The following is an 18,571-nucleotide window of genomic DNA, read 5'->3' as shown; positions in this document are numbered from 1 at the left end:
AGGAGAATAAAATAGTGTATTCTATACTTATTAAGCAATAACTATAAGTAGGTAATAATACATTTATATAAACTCGTAAGTTTTAACCTAGTATTTGTCACAACATATAAAGGCTGTCGAACTGTTACTAAAAAACTTACAAATTTAATACTACTTAAAAACATATGAGTTTAAAGCACTTGACTGTCTACGATAGGCAACAAGTGCTTTTTATTAGTACAACATAGGACACGAGTACCATAAAGTAGTTTTAATTTAATACTGGCTAGGAAGAAAAGTATGAGAATCGGGTGAGATGACATTTTTCATGGCAGGGATAATTATGATATGGAATGGTTAACAAACTAACGAGATCGTATAAGCACGTGATGATAATCAATAGTTAACGTGAAAGAGAGTATTTTTAATGTCTATGACTCATTAATTTGGGATTGTATTTTTATTAGAGACGGTCGTATAATACTCGCTGGTAAAATAAATTATGCAATAAATGATTACAAAGGACTTTTGCCAGATTTCCATCCTTTAATAAAATCAAGATACGATTCTAGGCCACCGGAAGTCATTGATTCATATACTTTTACAAAAGGCGCCGGCTCTCATGCTGAAGTTATTGCATTGAATGAGGCATTAAAGGCTAATCCTAATGCTAGTTTGGATAACTTTGTTATTAATGTCATTCGGACAGGTCAAAGTAGAACGAAGCCAGCTGAAATGATGTCCCCTAGGTGTCCTCATTGTGCCTTTCTTACAGATGAATTTGAAATAATTACGGAGGTTTCGAAAAATGTTAAATGACATTTTAACAAAGGAATTTATTATACAGAATGGTACAGAGTTTGAAGAGTACCTAGAATATGGTGGGCCTTATGGTTTAGGAATAGTAGAGTACACAGAAGATGGCCAAGAAATATTGTTTACTGGATTAGCTTACGATATTTACGAAAACGGGAATATAGAAAGTTATTTCTATGTAGACAATGGTGTGAAACAAGGTATGTCTGTGGAGTTTTATCCGAATGGTAATTTAAAAAGAGTAGGAAATATGAATAAAAACGCCGCTGAGGGCTATCAGGTTGAATACTCTGAAAATGGAGAAGTAAAGTATGAGTCTGAATGTATTGCTGGACGTGAGATGATTTTTAAAAAGTATGATGAACAAGGAAATATTATAGAACAGAAAATAGAGCCAAGTGAATCAGATTTAATTTATGCTAAAAAATTCAGAAGAGAATCAATAATATAATTATAATGGGATAAAGTCCGATATTAGCAAAAAAGATTTAAATTTATTGTGGATTTAAGATATTACTGAAGGGTAATGTATCATATTTAACCTTGATATAATATTGATCTGTTTGTTTTACTCGAAAATTTTTAAAAAATTTTCTAATAGTACAATTTTGCAAAAAGCGTAGTGATTTAATTGGTCTTATTTTTCTAAAATTGTAATGTTATAAAACTCGTATTAGTGTTAGTTCAATTACCTAATAGTCGTCAGTTCATGATCTTAGTACCATCGGCTTTTTTGTACATAAAAACAGAAATCACAGCTAAACTGTTAATAGAGGAATAGTATTTCCTTTTTTATATTTTCCTTTGTGCATTTGGTTAGACTTTGGTCACTTTTGGAGTATCACACCCTCCGAAGGTGTTTTTTTATGTATAACATTTTAATTCCTAGGAATATACACTATGTTTACAGATTGAACGCCCAGTATACTCTTAATTTGAGCAATCGTTTGAGCTATTTTTTTGGTTTTCCATTTCGTGGAGACCTAAACTTTTCTTGATTAGACAAGAAAAGGGCAACTGCACTTTCAGCAGCTTCTTTTCCACTCATAACAAAATCAGATTCTTAATGTTCTAAATAATGTCTATATAAAATAATAGCAACCAAAAGGGTTCAAAAGAGTAAGTATAAAAAAGTAGCAAATAATATATTGGTAAGATAAAATGACATCGGTCTGGTATTAATGGCCGTCAACTTAAGAAAATATGCGGTAAGAATGTAAGACCTTACTGTGCAAATTATAAAATTAAATGAAAAAAGTGAATTCGGTTGCCCAAATTCACTTTTTTCATTTATAAGAAGCTAGTTATGTCCCAGCCTCTTTTTATGTAACAACACGCGTTAGTTGTATAGTTTTTTGTGCTGTCTACTTGACAGGGGTAATACCAATCAAGTGGTTGTCAGCATCATTTTATTATTCGCAACTGTGCGTTCCAGCACACTCTGCTGAAATTGTACAGAATTGTCCATAGTTTCCTTTTAGGCCTTGTACAATTGCTATTGCCCTAGAATATTCAATAAAAGTTCCCCCAGAAACTAAATTCAAATCTTGCTCGCTAAGCTCTTCAAAAAAGTCACCTGCTGGGTTATTTTCCTTCATAGAGTATTTATTCTGGATGATAGGGTTTTTTGTGTATTTAAATTCCATTCTAATTCCTCCTCTTAAATTATCCATTTATGAGATATCTCGTAATTAATTTTACAATTAATTACAAAATTTGTAAATATAAACAAATGAGAAAATTGGAAATTATTTAAAATAAACATACAAACTAAAAAACTCTCAGAGTTGCTTATGTAAGATCTCTCTTTTTAAATATATATATACCTGCTAAGTAAAGAATCGTACTAAAGATAAAGATTATAATTAGAGATTCTAGATTGTAACTTAATGTACTAAATCCATTAGTAATAATATAGAATGGTAGATTTTCAACTATATCTGCAAAGGAAGGGCTTCTGTCAGCAATCTGTGCAACAATTTCTCCGATGAAAATAAATGCACCATAGCTTAATATAATTGTCATCAATCTGTTTAAACAAATTGAACAAATAAATAGTGAAAAGGTTAGTATACCTATAAAATATACTAAGTAAATTGCAACCACTGTTAACAAGTCAGTTAATGCTGAGGCTAAGTTAAAGTTATCAAGTAAGATAATTTCTACAATGAAACCTATGAGCCAATTGATTACACCAAAACATATTGCAATAAGTAACATTGTAAACATCTTAATATTAATTATTTCTGTACGTGTATATACTCCAGTAAATACAGATTTAGATGTACCTATCTGAAATTCAGAGCTTATATATACACTAGCCAAGTAGATAAGATAAAGCTGTGTTAATAATAAAGATAAACCAAAGCTTCCTACTACGAGATCTGGTTTTGCAGCACCAAATTGATAATGAATAAAGTTATCTAAGTAAGTAAAAGCAAGAAAAAGGACAAAAAATACAATCAAGGACTTGTTAATGTACTTTCTTAACTCATATTTAATAAGGCTTAACATATAATACCCCCTAATTTACAGCTTTTTTATTAATTAATATAAGCGAAGAGCAAAATAGAACTGCTGATAAGAAAACAAGAATAATTCCATCCATGATTGATAACCTTCCATATTGTAAGGAAAATTGAATAATCGCTAAGGGATTATGTTCTATTATTGAAAGGAACATTTTATTTTCTAATATTAAAAACAGTATTCCTCGTATATACCTTTCTAATATGAAGATAGCTACAGTAAAAATAACTGTACTTAACCTGCTATATGAAATAAGAGAAAAGAAAAATGCTAGACTGATCGTAAAGATACCTGTGAGTAAATAAATTAATGTAGTCTCAACTATACTATTACTTAAGATTTTAAATGAAAGAATATTTTGGTCTAATCCCCAAAAGATATTCCCAATTAATCGGTGCAAGAATCCTAGGACTATTAGGAAAAAAAGTGTTGATAGTATTTTGTAAAGGAAGACTTGATTCTTACTAAATATACCTGTGTATAAAATCCTCGTTGTTTTAAAAGAATACTCTTTAGAAAGAGATAAAGCTGGGACAATTAAAAATATGTAATAGGATATATCATAAAAAGCACGATAATAGGTATTAATATCTCTATCCATTTTTGAATAATTGGTTGAGTAAAAGAAAAATAATATTGTATATGCTAAGGTAATCGCTAAAGTGAATAATAGAGCCTTATTCTTTAAGATAAATTTAAAATCAATATATGAAACTCTAAGTAACCTAACCAATCTTATTTCCTCCTAACATCTTAAAGAATTTAGTTTCTAAATTGTCACGAGAAGGATAAATAGCTGAAAATTTAAGTTCGTTATGAACAAGTTGATAGATTAAATCTTCTATATCTTCATCTGTGTATTCAAAGTTAATTTTGCCATTGTCGATATCACTAATTACTATATCTTTACTCTCAAGAAATCTTTTTATATTTTTGCTCTGTTTAGTTTCAATTACAAAATTCTGTATACCATTAGCATCTACTGAATTTAAATCCAGTGTATGTATCATTTTCCCGTTCTTTAGAAAAAGCACTCTATCACAAACATTTTCAATTTCGGCAAGAATGTGGCTTGATATTAATACAGAAATATTTTTCTTTCTTACTACTTCGTCGATAATATTTCTTATCTCTACAACACCCTCAGGATCTAATCCATTTGTTGGTTCATCAAGTATTAAAAAATCGGGGTTATTTAAAAGAGATTGGGCTATTCCTAGCCTTTGCTTCATTCCTAACGAATAGCTTTTAACTTTTTTGTTTATAAATCCATCTATTTTCATCAACTTTATTATAGATTCCACATGTGTCTTATCATAACCACCAGAGACTTCAGCAAAGTATTTTAAGTTTTCCAGTCCAGATAAATTGGGATAGAAACTAGGGTTTTCTATTATAGCTCCAATTTGTTTCCTTCTCTGTTTGTGTTCCTCTAGCTTAATTTTACCTTCATAATTTTGGATAAGATTCATGATGATTTTCATAAGGGTGGTTTTTCCAGCACCATTCGGCCCTACTAAACCGACTACTTCTCCTCGTTTAATGTTAAAAGTAACATTGTCTAAAACCTTCTTATTTCTGTAACTTTTAGATATTTGTTGAACTTCTAGTATATTCTGCATAATGATCCTCCTTCAGTAAATTAAAATAAAATGCATTCACAATTATATCATTCAATTAATAATTGGAAAATTATTTCCTTAACATTCTATGGAAATTTATACAAAAATATGAAAAAAGTCCTTTACATATTTTGTAATAATATGTAAAATAATTTTCGAGATATCTCAAAAATAGAAAATATTGGAGGAGAAATAGTAATGGAAACGAAATTCACGAAAAACCCAATCATCCAGAATAAATACTCCATGAAGGAAAAAAATCCAGCAGGTAATCTTTTCGAAGAGATTAGTGAGCAAGATATGTCCCTTGTAACTGGTGGAACTAACGACTGGGCTTCTAAGACAATTGCTGACATTGCTGGCCTAGGAAACAACTATGGAAGAGTGTGTACTTTATCTGCGGAATGTAATTTGACAGATCCTTGTGCTGGCACAAAATAATTCAAATAATAAAATAATACTTATAAAGCTGGAGCCTACTTGGTCCAGCTTTATTTAGCAAAGGGGTATTGAAATGACACAAATACTAGATAGTATTCAGTATCATGATGTAGTGAATTATTGGAAGAATTTTTTCCCAGAATTGAAAACGGAGAATGATATAAACGAGTTACTAAATAAAACTTCTGAATTAAGTTTTAACGAATTAGAAGAAAAGTGGAATAGTGTTGATGATAAGCAAGAATACATAGCGTTTATAGAGGATTTATTCAGTAACATACCTACTGAAAATGATGTTGATGATATAATAAATGCACTACCTCAACACGATTTTCCCTACATAAACTTTTTAACACCACTTTTTAAACCTGCATTCGAAAAAACAAAACACAAATTTGATGAATTAGACATCATACAAGACAAGTCTCATTTATTTCAGTCTATAATTATTGGTTGTTATAGGATTTCATATAAGATGTCCTTCAGAACACTAATTCTAGAAACTAATATAGCAAGGAATAACCATTGGTTAGAAGGGGATACACCTGTATCAAGAGCGAATTATTTTAAATTTGTACTATTAAAAGATAATTCATATCTTAAATCATTATATTTGGAGTACAGTAGTCTTATAAACCTATTGAAAAAAAGTATAGAGAACTTTATTACTTATATTTACGATATTATAATTGCCACCAAAAAGGAAAAATCAAAATTAGAAATGACACTCCAAAAGGAACTTGGGAATATTTTGCATATCGAAACTTCATTCGGAGATTCCCATAATGGTGGAAAAACTGTTGCTGTTATTAATTTTACAACTGGAGAAAAACTTGTTATTAAGCCGAGAAATATGGATCTAGAACAAAGATTCAATGAATTTATTGAGGAAATAAATCATTCGGTTGAGGAAGAATTACTGAATTTAAGATATGCGAAGGTTCACTCCAGCAAAGATTTTGGTTGGATGGAATTTATTGAGTATAATGATTGTGATTCACAAAAACAAGTTGAAAATTTCTATAACAGAATTGGACAGTATCTATGTATACTCTATTCGTTAAATGCAAAGGATTTTCACCATGAGAATTTAATTGCATTTGGTGAGCACCCAGTTCTTATAGATCTTGAGGCACTTTTACATGTGGGTTCGCAAGAGAAAGAATACGATAAAGATAATATTCATGGATTGGCTTCAAGAATGATTGGAGACTCTGTTTACTCTATATATCTTTTACCTACTAGAACTTTATATAATGAAAGTCAAGGACAAGTTAACACACTAGATATTGGAGGAGTTGGTGCCAATACAAAACAATTGTCTCCATTTCGATCTTCAAAAATAGCTGATATGGATACTGACAGTATAAAAGTCGAAAGAAATTACGGTTATATAGATATAGAAAGTAACAATCCTAGACTGAATAATGAAATTATTAATTCTAGTGATTATATTGATCAGATACAATATGGATTTCGTCAAATGTATATATGGATTCTGAAAAATAAAAAAACTTACATTCAAATGGTTGAAAAATATTTTAAAAATGTTAAAACTCGCGTAATTTGTAAACCGACATTTCTATATTCTAATTTGTTGTCATTAAGTTATCATCCAGACCTTCTAAGAGAGAGTATACATAGAGAAGTTTATTTTAATAGAATTGGATTTGCGGAATTTTTTAAGAATCCTGGAAAGATTGCATTAAGTGAATATGAAGATCTTTTACAAGGTGATATACCGTATTTTTCAATAAAATCAGATGAAGTTGTTTTAACAAATTCAAATAACAGTGTTGTGGATGGCTTTAAATTTGAAAAATCTCCATTGCACATAGTCTTAAGTAAGATATCTGACATGAATACAGATGACTTACAATTTCAAACTAGTATCATTGATTACACATTTATGCACACAATAAAAAAAGAAACTACAAAAAGTACGGGAGTAAAGTTTATTTCAGAGCAAAATGCCAAAATAACTAACTCTCAAAAATATCTAGAAATTGCTAAAGAGATAGGGAATAAAATTATAAAAGATAGTATTGTCAACACTTCTAAAACGGAAAGAACTTGGTTTGGTTTAATGGTAGTTGGTAAAGAAGAAGTCTATACTCGTTTTTCATCTGTAGAAGATGATCTTTATAAAGGTAATAGTGGAATCGCTCTGTTTTTAGCTTATCTTGCAAAAACTACCCAAGATAATAAGTATAAAGAAGCTGCTAAGCAAACCATAAAACCAAGTCTGGACTTACTCAAGAGCTTAGATGATCAACCAGATATACCGTTGGACTTAGGAGCATTCACTGGTATTAGTGGGATAATTTATTCTGTATTCCATATTGGTAATATTTTAGAAATAGATGAATACAAAGAACTTGCATACTCTCAATCAGAATATTTAGTTAGAAATATACAATTAAATAACAAGTTTGAATTGATTTCAGGATCAGCTGGGGCACTTGGAACACTTATATCAATGTATGAAAATACGTGCGAAGATAACAAAAAAGAACAACTTATTACAAGGGCTAAAATTGTCGCAAAACATATTGTAAAAAATGTTACTAGATATAATAATTTTTTATTATGGGGTTCAATCGAAGAAAAAGATGCATATACAGGTTTTGCACATGGATCAAGTGGAATAACTGCAGCTTTAGCAAGATATTACAAATACAACAGGGATCCAGAAATAGAAGAGGTTATTAAAAGTGCCATAGAATTCGAGAATTCACTCTTTTCTACAAAAGAAAATAATTGGAAAATGAATATTGATAAACATGCTCATGCCATTGCTTGGTGTCATGGTGCACCAGGTATACTATTAAATAGGGCGATACTTCTAAAACATGGATTTGAGGTTACTCCGACTATATCTAAGGATATTGAACACGCATTACATTCCACCATGAATTTAGGGTTTGGTGCTGCTACTTATGTCTTATGTCATGGTGATACTGGTAATCTAGGTGCTATTTATCAACTTGCAGCAGCAACTAATGATGAAGAATTAAGAAATAAATGTGACTCTTTCTTAGAGAATTTATTTAATAATTACATTATAGACAATTGGGATGACAATGTATTCCGATCCGTTAACATATATGGGCTAATGACCGGATTGTCAGGATTAGGTTACTTTTTATTAAAATATGGATGTAAAGAAGAAATGCAAGATGTTTTATGGTTAGAATAAATTATAAAAGGCCCCACCTATTGTGGGGCCTTTTAAAAAGAAAGGAATGTTCCAATTGGTCAAGACCAATAGAAAAGTACCTTATGTTGAACAAATGCAGCAAACAGAATGTGGCCTTTGCTGTGCTGCAATGATTTTAAGGTATTATAAAAGTTACGAATCTTTGAGTTCTTTAAGAGGCATTTTGGAAGTTGGTCGAGACGGACTAAAACTAAATCAGGTTAAAAAATTACTTGAGACAAAGGGATTTAGTTCTTCTGCTTATAGAACAACTGTAGAAGGGTTGCTCCATATTGAATCTCCTTGTATATTACATTGGGATGATAACCATTTTGTAGTACTAGAGAAAGTTACTAAGAAATACTTTATTATAGTAGACCCAGCAGTGGGAAGAAAAAGATTTTCATATCGTGAAGTAGAAGATCGTTTTTCAGGTGTCATTTTAATACCTATTCCAAATGAAAAGTTCGAACCAAATAAAGATAAAGATAACCCTATTAAATTTTTAACACCACATATTAAAAAAAATAAGGGCTTGTTTACCATTATTTTCGTACTGTCTTTAATTACATATATCGCAACTCTTCTCATGCCGATTTCTATACAAATTTTAACTGATTCTGTAATTCAAAGTAAGAGCATTAGTTGGAATCTACTGTTTTTGTTTATTGGTTCACTGATTTTAAACTTTGTTGCGACATATTCTAGGGGCAGGTATTTAATCAAAGTTCAATCAATTTTAGAAAAAGATTTACAATCTACTGTCTTTAAACATTTGTTGAATATTCCATATAAGTTCTTTGAGTTGAGAGCTAAGGGGGATATATTGTATAGATTAAATAGTATAGATGTGATAAAAGATTTATTGGCAGATAAAATAATAAGGGGGATCCTAGACGCTGGAGCTTTAATTTTTATATTTGCTTATATGTTATATCAATCCGTTACATTAGCTATAGTGGTTTTCACTTTATTTACTATTTATTTTATAATAACATTTTTTCTTCGCAACTATTTAAAAGAATTAAACTTGTATGAAGTGATTGAACGGAGTAAACTGCAAAAAATCCAAGTAGAAACTATATCATCAATACTTGGTATTAAAGTATCTTCTTCTGAAGGAGAGATTCTTTATCAATGGAGCAAAAAGTTAAATGATGTTATAGAACGGTTTAAAAATCAAGGTTATGTATCTAATATATATACAACATTTAATCAGATATCTGTGAATGCCTCACCTATAATAGTGTTAATAATATCAATGAATTTATTAATAAATAATTATACATCAATAGGTGAAACAATTGCATTTTATACAATTACAACTATGTTTTTCAGTTATGCGTCATCTTTTTTCCAAGTGTGGAATTCATTTTGGATAGCATCTAATACAATAGAAAGATTAAAAGATATAACAGATGTACCAGAAGAAAATATTAATTTAGGAAAAGAAAAGCTATTACTAACTGGATCTATTGAACTGGAAAATGTATCTTTCTCTTATACTTCAAATGAAGAAGATCTTGTACTTTCTGACATATCTATGAGTATTAAAAGTGGACAAAAGGTTGCAATAGTTGGCGAATCGGGATCAGGGAAAAGCACATTAGCAAAGTTATTAATTGGTCTCTATGAACCTACAAAGGGAGCACTTTATTATGATGGAGAACAAATATCTAATATAAATAAGAGATCTTTAAGAAAACAGATGGCAATAGTTCCTCAAGAGATTCAGTTGCTGAATAAGTCGATTTATGAAAATATTACCATGGGGAATTTACAAGCCTCTATGGATGAAGTAAAAAAAGCTGCAGAAGTTGCACAGATTTCAAATACTATTGAAAGTCTACCAATGAAATACAACACTCTTGTTTCTGATATGGGCATGAATTTTTCTGGTGGACAAAGGCAAAGGATTGCCTTGGCAAAATCAATAATTAATAATCATAAAGTTGTAATTCTGGATGAGGCCACAAGTTCATTAGATTCATTAAATGAGGTTAGAATTGCTAACTACTTTAAAGAAATTGGAAGTACTAGTATTGTAATTGCTCATAGGTTATCAACTATAATGAATAGTGATGTAATATTTGTTTTAGAGAACGGGAAAATAATAGAAAGTGGAAGTCACGATGAATTAATTTCTCTTAAAGGAAAATATAATGAGCTATTCTCATCTTCAGAGTCAGGGAAAGAAAAATTACAACTTATTAGTAACTAAAGGAATAAGTTTTTCGCGTTATAGTATAATCCTTTCAAAAATCCATTAATCTCTTAGTGTGCATATTGGACCAGGAAAATTGAATTCCTGGTTCTTTTTTATCGTATCTTTCATTCAATAGTACACGTTTTCTTAGCAAAATCGTCTTTTCTGTTCTAGAAATCTCTGCTGGTATCATTCCATTTTTCATAGAAGGGGACACGCAATTTCCTATTCCATTATTTACACTTGCCGATGGACAAAAGGCTATAATTAGATGGCATTCTCCAGACCCTGTAGCGGCAAGCAAATATCCAGGATCAGCATCAGGTTCAAGATGGACTGCACAGATAAAAATCGGAAATAAACAGCTAAAATCAGATAGAACATGGACAAAAAATCAATCTTTAAATGAGGTTCATATTCCGATAGAAGGGAAATAAAATATGGATATAAATGAAATTAAGGAACTACCTGATAGAATACCAACTGAAACACTAATATCAATGTTTCAAAATGTATTAGATCAATTTAGAAATAATAAAATTTAAAAAAATGGTTTTTTATTAATACTTAGTCAACTAACAGATAGGCAAGTTATGACATACGAGTTATTAAGAAATGATATAAGAAATGATATTGATAGAACTCTCTCTAAATTATGGAATACAGATTCTTATGATGAAGTAGATATTATTCTTTCTATTGTAGTAAATCTAGGTCTAGAAATTTGCTTTAATAAAATAAAAGAATCACTGGAACAGAATAAGGATATAGATAAATCAATCCTAGATGAAATACAGGAAACAATAGATGAAGTAGGCGAGAATATCTCTAATCCGTATTATAGTTTGGAAAAATTTAAATAGTCTGTTACGTTTTTTAGAGAAAATGAAACAGAAGCAGTGTTGGTTAATGTTAATGAAGTATTTAGTCACTTAAATGAAATTATTGAGTTAACAAAGTTTTCAGTTAGATATGGAGATTTTATCCTAATTGCAGAAGATTTTAATTTTGGTTTGTGTATTGAACGAACGGAATATTTTTATGAGTTAAGTGTTTGGGGACTTTCATAAGGAAAAATATGAGAACTTTGATTAAGCACAGATGCCTGTCAAGGTTTTTTACTTTAATTTATACTTAATCAGCTGATATTTGAGTGAGACAATAAGAAAATGTTTCGTTTGAGAATCGAGAGCTCTTGATGGTAGTACCATCAAGGAGTTTTATTTTAATACATGGCTACAAAAGAGGCCCTCCAAAATGTTGGCGGACATGGATTTATGACTCCATATTACTTTATAGCGCTAACGAGTAAAGAAGAGGCTATCAAACCAGTTTATGACCTCTATATAAGCAACCCTGATGAAAGTGCAGAAAATTTGCGGAATGCTTTTAATGAGAGCTTGTTTAATACTGAAAACTTCAAAATCAATATTCAATTATTTATGACCGACAAGCAGGCAAAACCAAGTGAAAAAATATTTAATCAAGTCACAAGAGAGTTAGAAGAAATGGACTCCATACCTAATGGTACCTACAGTTTCTCGCTCAATGATAACTTAATTGACAAACAGAGTGCTGAAGGAGCAAAAGATAACTCTTTAAAACGTGGTTTCCCAGATTACATTATTAAGGAATAAAGCATATGAATTTATGGAGACCGCTATTTGATTTGTTAATGTAAGTAAATGATAGAGATTATACAGTTATTGATACCCAACATGAAGATCCAATCGGAAAATATGGCAAGCAAGCTATCCTTACAGATACACAGCTTTTAAGTGAACTGACTCCTGCATAGCTAGATGCAGAAAGAAATTATGACATGGAAATGAATCATGAAAGGAAACTAAAATACAACAAACTAGTTGTTTTTAGTTCATTAACTAATTAATGAAGTAGAGTTTTCTCCAAGTATTTCTTTAAAGAAATCACAAAAATGAAGTGGTTTTTTAACAAAAACCAGTAATCTGGATAGATATAAATAAAGTCTTTCATCACTTCTTCGGAGTAATAAAGTAGGTAATTTACTTTCTCTAATTCGAATTTTTCCAAATCATATAAAAGAGCGTGTTAGATGGTGTAATAGTCATTAATTTGATAGGAATTTGGCTTACAATATTCAGGTTATTTGATTGGATGTATTTTAACAAATGCTGTTTTTGTAGACTTATACTGTCTACTTTCGATAAACCTTCTAAGGTTATCCGTTCATTTATAAAATAAATAGCATTATTCATACATTTCCCTCCGTATTTATTGTTATTACAATGATTAACAGAGTTTGTATGAAATATTCTTCTAATAGAATGTAAAGAATTTAATGTAGCAAAAATGCCTAGTAGAAATATAAAGGATTCTAGAAATAATCCTCTCTTTACAAGACATGCAGAAGAAGAAGTTCCATGCGGCTGTTATGCAGAAGGGATTGAAACTGGAAAAAGTTACGGGTACATTAAGATTATGACAGTCTATTCTATCTAGCGTTTGTAGGTAGTACTATCAAGGATTAGCGTTAGCTAGTACATACTGGCATTTTAAACAATTAAGTCAGCAATATCCTATCCTAATTCAATTATAGTTATATACATACTAAGCATACGGGTTACAGGTAAATTAAATATTAAATATTAGAAAAGGGAATTTCGTAGATTAAATATTAGTAGGGAGTAATTATGGAAGAATATACATTTAGACATTTAATAAATGAAGGGAAAATCCTCTTTTTTATTCTGCTTTCAAAAGATATTTTAAGCGACTTTTCAAAAAATGAAGATAGACATCTCGCACAATATGCTCTTTCAAAAAGCTTGGAATGGGTAATAAACAAAGAAGTAACTGGTTATGAACTTTATGATCTATTAGAGGATGAAGAGAATGGTTTAACGATTCTTCAAGAGATGTCCAAAAATGAGAAAGATATCGTTGCTTGGGATTGCATTATTGACACAGTTGCTTATACAAGTCGAAAAGCAATGGAAAAGGAGGGGGTAGAATTCTTTCCCGAACCAATTTCTCTAGTGGATGATACACTAGTGGAGCATTTTATTAGTTCTTTCGAACAAGTTAAAGGTGATTCTACTCTCCTAATAAAGAAGACGTATGAGCAACTTTTATCGTACATACATTGAGCGTAAGATAATAATAGTAATTTATCTGTTTTTTAAGGATGCTGATAAATTGGATATCGGCATTTTTTATGACATCTCTAAGAGAGAGATACGGCCGTGGCACAAGACAAGACTAGGAGTTTGGCCTTACTGGAAAAGCGAGTTATTATCATTTTTGTCTCTAATCGTATGTTAAACGTCAGTTACTTTTATATAGTGTAGTCACCATGGTATCTTAGAGGTCTACCAATTCTTTTACCTTCTGCTGTTTTAGGTTAGAGGAGAGTTTCAGAGTAGGTTAATTGCGATAATGAAACGGAGGATACTAAATGAAGTTGTACTTTAAAGAAGAATACCTAGGTGACATTCAGTATTCAAATAGAGAAGGTGCTTGGGTAAACGGGTTATTCAAACCGACAAGAAAATTCGAAAAGTATAAAACATTCTTAGAGGCTCTTACAGAAGAAGACCATGAGTTTGAAGAAGACCATGAGTTTGAAGAAGACCATTTTGATGTAGAATGGATAGATGAAAGCAATTGGTTTATTGCTGATGACCAAGGGAATAAAGAAGGAATTGAGATTCCTGCTCTTTACTCAGATGGTGATATAAATTGGCGTTGGAGATAAGGTAGGATATTATAGAATTCGGAAATAGCTTGCTTGTTTTCAACATTTTTAGTAGGAAATTACTGATTTACTTTCCAAAGTGGATTTTGTTGAAAAATAAGTCCATGTATAGGAACAAAAGAGAATTATAAGAAGGACATTATTTTCTACATCAAATCCTTTTCTGTGCATATTTAGTATACAACACAGTTGACATCAAAGTTCACCTCGCATCTTTATCTGAATGATATAAGTGTATTAACAATGGATTTCTTCTTCTATGTAATAACTATTTCTCCTGTTATACCTACTCATTGAAATTAGAAGTGGCATATCCCTTTAGAGATCCGAAACCCTCATATTATCTTCTTGTTATGATCATTAAATGGCTCTATTTATTTAGTTGTCCCAGAAGAGGAAAAAGATTTAATCCCCATTAAATACTAAAATAAGTAAATGTTTCTTCGCTACTTCTCTTTCAACATTAATAATATGTCTATATCATTGCCGCTTTTAAGTGCTCTTCACTAAAATATGTATTTTGTTAAAAAAAATATAATTACCATTTCATAAAACCTTAGAGGAAATGTTAAAAAGATCGGCTAAAAAAGCTGAATTGACAAATAGTAAGATTAAAACTTACTATGCTAAGCTTTACAGGGAGATAATAATGAGCAATAAAGAATTAAAGCGCATTGAGTTTTTTACACGCAAATTAAAAGATTTTCGCTCTATCCCTCCTGATAGATTAAACCCTAAATGGCGAGGACGAGCTGTAAGGTTAGCTAAGTACCAAGATGCTATGCAGAAAGCTTTAGATAGAGATACAATGTAATAATTATCTTTCACTTTAGCCCGAGATATAGATATGGAGATGCGTGTGCATACTATAGTAAAATCACGAGTAATATATGTAGTAGCGACTCGAATAGTATTTTCTATAGTTACAACTTCTAATGTATTTCTAGTAATTCCATATGCAAATACAGCAAGCTAGAGGACCCATTATCTTAAATGGAGATATTAAATTATTGGATAGTTAGTCTATTATAAGGGCTAATTATCCTTTTTTCATTTACATTTTTTATAAGAAAATCAAGGTTAGTTAAATGGTACAAGTTATATAAAATGGAGTTATATATAAGAGCAATAGTTTGGTTTTATTGTCTTTAATTCCTCGGAATTTACATATCTGCGGGTGCCATCCTCGATCTTCGCCCAAGGCTTTTATCTCCAATCATTGTGTAAATGAGCGCAAATATTCACTGATTAGAGAACGATTTTGTTTAGGAATAAGCCACATAGAAGTTACCCTTATACAGATATACCAGCCAGAAACCTTTAATGAGTTGTCAGTAGGAGAAAACACCCAATTAATCTTAGTGAAGAATATTACAAATAGGATTAGAAACCTTTCAATCTTTTGGACGTATAAAAGAAAAGTAATGTCCATGAAGGAGGTACAAAGATGAATCTTTTTAAAAAGACTGCAATGGTAGGATGCATACTGTTCCTAGTAGTAACGGTCGCTTGCGCAAAGAACCAAACTCAATCGGGTGAGGCAGCGACTACCAAAATAGCAGAAACTGATGACAAGGTGGAGGGAAAAACTCCAACTGCTGCGAGGACAGTGGAAGAAATGATTGAACAAAAAGCTGGTGTGCTGATCGAGGAGCATATGGACCAACGGTTAGAAACGTTAGAAAGCTGGGACAGACAGCAATATTTAGACTTTATTGAGCAGACGTTCAATCCTATTGCCGAGAAAGAGTTTAAAGCATATTTTTCCAAACATAATAACCTTACCAGTGAGCAGATATATGACTACCTTGTTTATATGCTGGGATCAGGAAATTATAAAAGCTATTATGAAAAATTAGCTGCATATGATCATGGGTACGTGATGCCAGAATTACCGAATGGAGAGGATAAGGTAACTTCAGGCCAAAAGAAAGTGAATATTTTGGTGTTAATGGATGCAAGCGGCAGCATGAATGAAATAATAGAAGGGCGGACGAAATTGGAACAATCAAAAGACTCTATTAGCGAATTTGCGAAGTCTCTTCCTGAAGATGCCAATGTCTCATTAATTGCTTATGGGCATGTTGGTTCATCTGCTAACTCAGACAAAGTGGAATCTTGTTCATCTGTGGAAGAAGTGTATCCATTATCATCCTATCAAGCTGATAATTTTATAACCTCATTAAAATCATTTCAGGCAAGTGGTTGGACTCCATTAGCAGTTGCGATCAAAAAAGCAGGAGAAATTTTGCAAACTTATCCTTCAGATGAATACTGTAATATGGTTTATATAGTGAGTGATGGAATAGAAACTTGTGATGGGGATCCTGTTGCAGAAGCTCAAAAACTTCAAAGTCATAATATTAAAGCAAAGGTCAATATTATTGGATTTAGTGTAGATAAGGAAGGGCAGCAGCAATTAAAGCAAGTGGCTGATTCTGGAGGTGGAGAGTATATCACGGTAGACGATCCTGCAGAGCTAGAAGTTAAAATGAACAAAGAGTGGAAGCCTACGCTTGGGCAGCTTGTATGGACACAAGGAGTGACTCTACAGCAAACAGTCGAGGCAATGGAACGAATGAATGAGATATATAATCCGTTATATTATGCTTCCAGTGCAGAATTAAATCGAATTAAACATGCAGTCTATTATTTGAAGAAGGAGAAATTGATTAATGATGATGTAGAGAATCAAGTATTGGAGATAGCTGAGTCTTCAGAGGAAATGCGCAATAATCATTTCTCTGAGATAAAAAAGGCAAAAGAATTGGATAGGGAGCGAACGAAAGAGGAGATTAATGCCAAAGTTGAAGAATGGCACCAGCAATGGCAATAGGAATAAGAAAGGTTCTCTTCTTTCAATTTTAAGGGGGCTTAACATTATTTGCGACACCTGTTCCTTTTAAGCTCGAAGTTGATTTTTAAGGAGGGGGTAACATGACTAAGAAGCTAAAAAAGAAGAAGAGGGTTATGCACCGAACTTGGCTAGGTAAGGATAGAAGGGAAATTATTGCTGGCCTAGTCGCGGTTATTGGATTGTTATTCTTCATTATAACGCTATTTCTATGGGGGATATCCGAGATAAGCGATGAAAATTTCATTTTTTCGGAAATGTTTGGAGCACTAAGTGCGGCAAGCCTTTGTCTTTGCTTTGGTATTTTTTTTATAGCCATGATTATCGGGGCAGGAAAGTGGTTTGCAAAGATTATTTGTTTACTTATTACCACATTAATGATGATAACAAGCTATTCATTTTTAGAAACTTCCATTAATCTTTACAAAGATAAAACAGCCTTTGTAAACAGACAGTTTAAAACTGTTGTAGCAACTCCAACTGGAGAGGAGTTTGATGACGCAGATTATGGAACGGAATTTCTAATGGAATTAGAATTTAATAATCTCACCTTAGATGTGTACAGCTTTAATATATCAAGAAATTATTATCAACAAAACTTATCTGGAAAGACTCTAGAAATCTCCTACCTCCCAAATAGTCATTATGCAGTTAGTATTAAGGAATATCTAATTGAAGCAGAATGAGTTTTATTTTTACTTTTTTAAAGAAGCTTAATAAAGCTGCCACAAGTTTCAAGATGCATTATTTTCAATAAGACATTAAGAAAGCAAAAATCCGCTAGCTCCATATTCCAATGATCAAATCGAATATGCACGCGTTTGGTTGCAACTTGGAGCCAATCAAGATTTAGATGAATTAAATATCCGCCATATACCTGTTGGAGAACCTATCAATCCCAATATTGATAACAGTGCCACTTTCCCAGAAGGTGTTATACAATTATCAGGGTCTCGACTAATTGACGGATCCATTACCTATAAAGGGAACGGCGATGGCACAATAAATGTTTATTACACACCAATGCGTTGGGAAGCACCTCCACCGGATGTAGATGAAAAAACACTTCAAGAAGAAACAGAAGAAATTCTCAACAACACTAAAAAGATTTATATCGAACCGGCAAAGGGTGAAGATATTATAAAATTAATTAAACTTCAAAAGCCATATCGCTAATAAAAAACCTCTT

18 protein-coding genes and 1 pseudogene are annotated in these 18,571 nt (G+C 31.5%); 15 read left to right on the top strand and 4 right to left on the bottom strand.

What is annotated here, in order from left to right; all coding sequences use genetic code 11:
- The first annotated feature begins 387 nt into the window (after positions 1 to 387).
- Together ACLIJJ_RS26205 and ACLIJJ_RS26200 are read left to right on the top strand one after the other, a co-directional pair.
- Positions 388 to 798 carry a YwqJ-related putative deaminase gene (locus ACLIJJ_RS26205; RefSeq protein ID WP_411411949.1) on the top strand — a complete coding sequence of 137 codons (411 nt, stop codon included), beginning with the start codon at positions 388 to 390 and terminating at the stop codon, positions 796 to 798.
- Positions 788 to 1,246 carry a toxin-antitoxin system YwqK family antitoxin gene (locus ACLIJJ_RS26200; RefSeq protein ID WP_411411948.1) on the top strand — a complete coding sequence of 153 codons (459 nt, stop codon included), beginning with the start codon at positions 788 to 790 and terminating at the stop codon, positions 1,244 to 1,246. The genes ACLIJJ_RS26205 and ACLIJJ_RS26200 overlap by 11 nt, the downstream gene beginning before the upstream one ends.
- A 961-nt stretch (positions 1,247 to 2,207) precedes the next feature.
- Here ACLIJJ_RS26200 and ACLIJJ_RS26195 read toward each other — a convergent pair.
- From ACLIJJ_RS26195 to ACLIJJ_RS26180, 4 genes are all read right to left on the bottom strand, one after another.
- A complete protein-coding gene (locus ACLIJJ_RS26195; protein ID WP_411411947.1) occupies positions 2,208 to 2,441 on the bottom strand; it encodes a plantaricin C family lantibiotic in 234 nt (77 codons plus the stop codon).
- Positions 2,442 to 2,586: 145 nt separating this feature from the next.
- On the bottom strand, positions 2,587 to 3,309 hold the full coding sequence (locus ACLIJJ_RS26190) for a hypothetical protein (protein ID WP_411411946.1): 723 nt from the start codon (positions 3,307 to 3,309) through the stop codon (positions 2,587 to 2,589).
- Positions 3,310 to 3,319: 10 nt separating this feature from the next.
- Positions 3,320 to 4,057: a hypothetical protein gene (locus ACLIJJ_RS26185; protein ID WP_411411945.1), complete on the bottom strand. Its 738-nt coding sequence runs from the start codon at positions 4,055 to 4,057 to the stop codon at positions 3,320 to 3,322.
- Positions 4,050 to 4,946, bottom strand: a complete 897-nt coding sequence (locus tag ACLIJJ_RS26180; RefSeq protein WP_411411944.1) for an ABC transporter ATP-binding protein — start codon at positions 4,944 to 4,946, stop codon at positions 4,050 to 4,052. The genes ACLIJJ_RS26185 and ACLIJJ_RS26180 overlap by 8 nt, the downstream gene beginning before the upstream one ends.
- A gap of 198 nt (positions 4,947 to 5,144) precedes the next feature.
- Here ACLIJJ_RS26180 and ACLIJJ_RS26175 point away from each other — a divergent pair, with 198 nt between their 5' ends.
- The 13 genes and pseudogenes from ACLIJJ_RS26175 to ACLIJJ_RS26120 all read left to right on the top strand — a co-directional run bounded on the left by ACLIJJ_RS26175 (position 5,145) and on the right by ACLIJJ_RS26120 (position 18,558).
- Positions 5,145 to 5,387: a plantaricin C family lantibiotic gene (locus ACLIJJ_RS26175; RefSeq protein ID WP_411411943.1), complete on the top strand. Its 243-nt coding sequence runs from the start codon at positions 5,145 to 5,147 to the stop codon at positions 5,385 to 5,387.
- A gap of 73 nt (positions 5,388 to 5,460) precedes the next feature.
- Entirely contained in the window at positions 5,461 to 8,586 is a 3,126-nt protein-coding gene (locus ACLIJJ_RS26170; RefSeq protein WP_411411942.1) for a type 2 lanthipeptide synthetase LanM family protein, read from the top strand.
- 46 nt (positions 8,587 to 8,632) lie between these two features.
- A complete protein-coding gene (locus ACLIJJ_RS26165; protein WP_411411950.1) occupies positions 8,633 to 10,807 on the top strand; it encodes a peptidase domain-containing ABC transporter in 2,175 nt (724 codons plus the stop codon).
- Positions 10,808 to 11,385: 578 nt separating this feature from the next.
- Entirely contained in the window at positions 11,386 to 11,655 is a 270-nt protein-coding gene (locus ACLIJJ_RS26160; RefSeq protein WP_411411941.1) for a hypothetical protein, read from the top strand.
- 15 nt (positions 11,656 to 11,670) lie between these two features.
- Positions 11,671 to 11,862 (top strand): annotated as a pseudogene (locus tag ACLIJJ_RS26955) (YxiF family protein); the annotation flags it as partial.
- A gap of 162 nt (positions 11,863 to 12,024) precedes the next feature.
- The gene (locus tag ACLIJJ_RS26155; RefSeq protein WP_411411940.1) at positions 12,025 to 12,429 is read left to right on the top strand and encodes a DUF1672 family protein; all 405 of its coding nucleotides are present in this window, start codon (positions 12,025 to 12,027) and stop codon (positions 12,427 to 12,429) included.
- A gap of 694 nt (positions 12,430 to 13,123) precedes the next feature.
- Entirely contained in the window at positions 13,124 to 13,273 is a 150-nt protein-coding gene (locus ACLIJJ_RS26150; RefSeq protein ID WP_411411939.1) for a hypothetical protein, read from the top strand.
- Positions 13,274 to 13,464: 191 nt separating this feature from the next.
- On the top strand, positions 13,465 to 13,920 hold the full coding sequence (locus tag ACLIJJ_RS26145; protein WP_411411938.1) for an Imm6 family immunity protein: 456 nt from the start codon (positions 13,465 to 13,467) through the stop codon (positions 13,918 to 13,920).
- Positions 13,921 to 14,228: 308 nt separating this feature from the next.
- Entirely contained in the window at positions 14,229 to 14,528 is a 300-nt protein-coding gene (locus tag ACLIJJ_RS26140) for a hypothetical protein (protein ID WP_411411937.1), read from the top strand.
- 649 nt (positions 14,529 to 15,177) lie between these two features.
- On the top strand, positions 15,178 to 15,342 hold the full coding sequence (locus tag ACLIJJ_RS26135) for a hypothetical protein (RefSeq protein WP_411411936.1): 165 nt from the start codon (positions 15,178 to 15,180) through the stop codon (positions 15,340 to 15,342).
- 633 nt (positions 15,343 to 15,975) lie between these two features.
- Positions 15,976 to 17,364: a vWA domain-containing protein gene (locus ACLIJJ_RS26130; RefSeq protein ID WP_411411935.1), complete on the top strand. Its 1,389-nt coding sequence runs from the start codon at positions 15,976 to 15,978 to the stop codon at positions 17,362 to 17,364.
- A gap of 101 nt (positions 17,365 to 17,465) precedes the next feature.
- Positions 17,466 to 18,068, top strand: coding sequence for a hypothetical protein (locus ACLIJJ_RS26125; RefSeq protein ID WP_411411934.1), 603 nt, complete (start codon positions 17,466 to 17,468; stop codon positions 18,066 to 18,068).
- Positions 18,069 to 18,207: 139 nt separating this feature from the next.
- A complete protein-coding gene (locus ACLIJJ_RS26120; RefSeq protein ID WP_411411933.1) occupies positions 18,208 to 18,558 on the top strand; it encodes a hypothetical protein in 351 nt (116 codons plus the stop codon).
- The last annotated feature ends 13 nt before the right edge of the window (positions 18,559 to 18,571 follow it).

The organism is Niallia laureatilytica, from assembly GCF_046613985.1.
Classification (GTDB): domain Bacteria; phylum Bacillota; class Bacilli; order Bacillales; family Cytobacillaceae; genus Niallia.
Note: the sequence above shows the minus strand (reverse complement) of the source record. Positions and strands in the feature narration are given on the sequence as shown.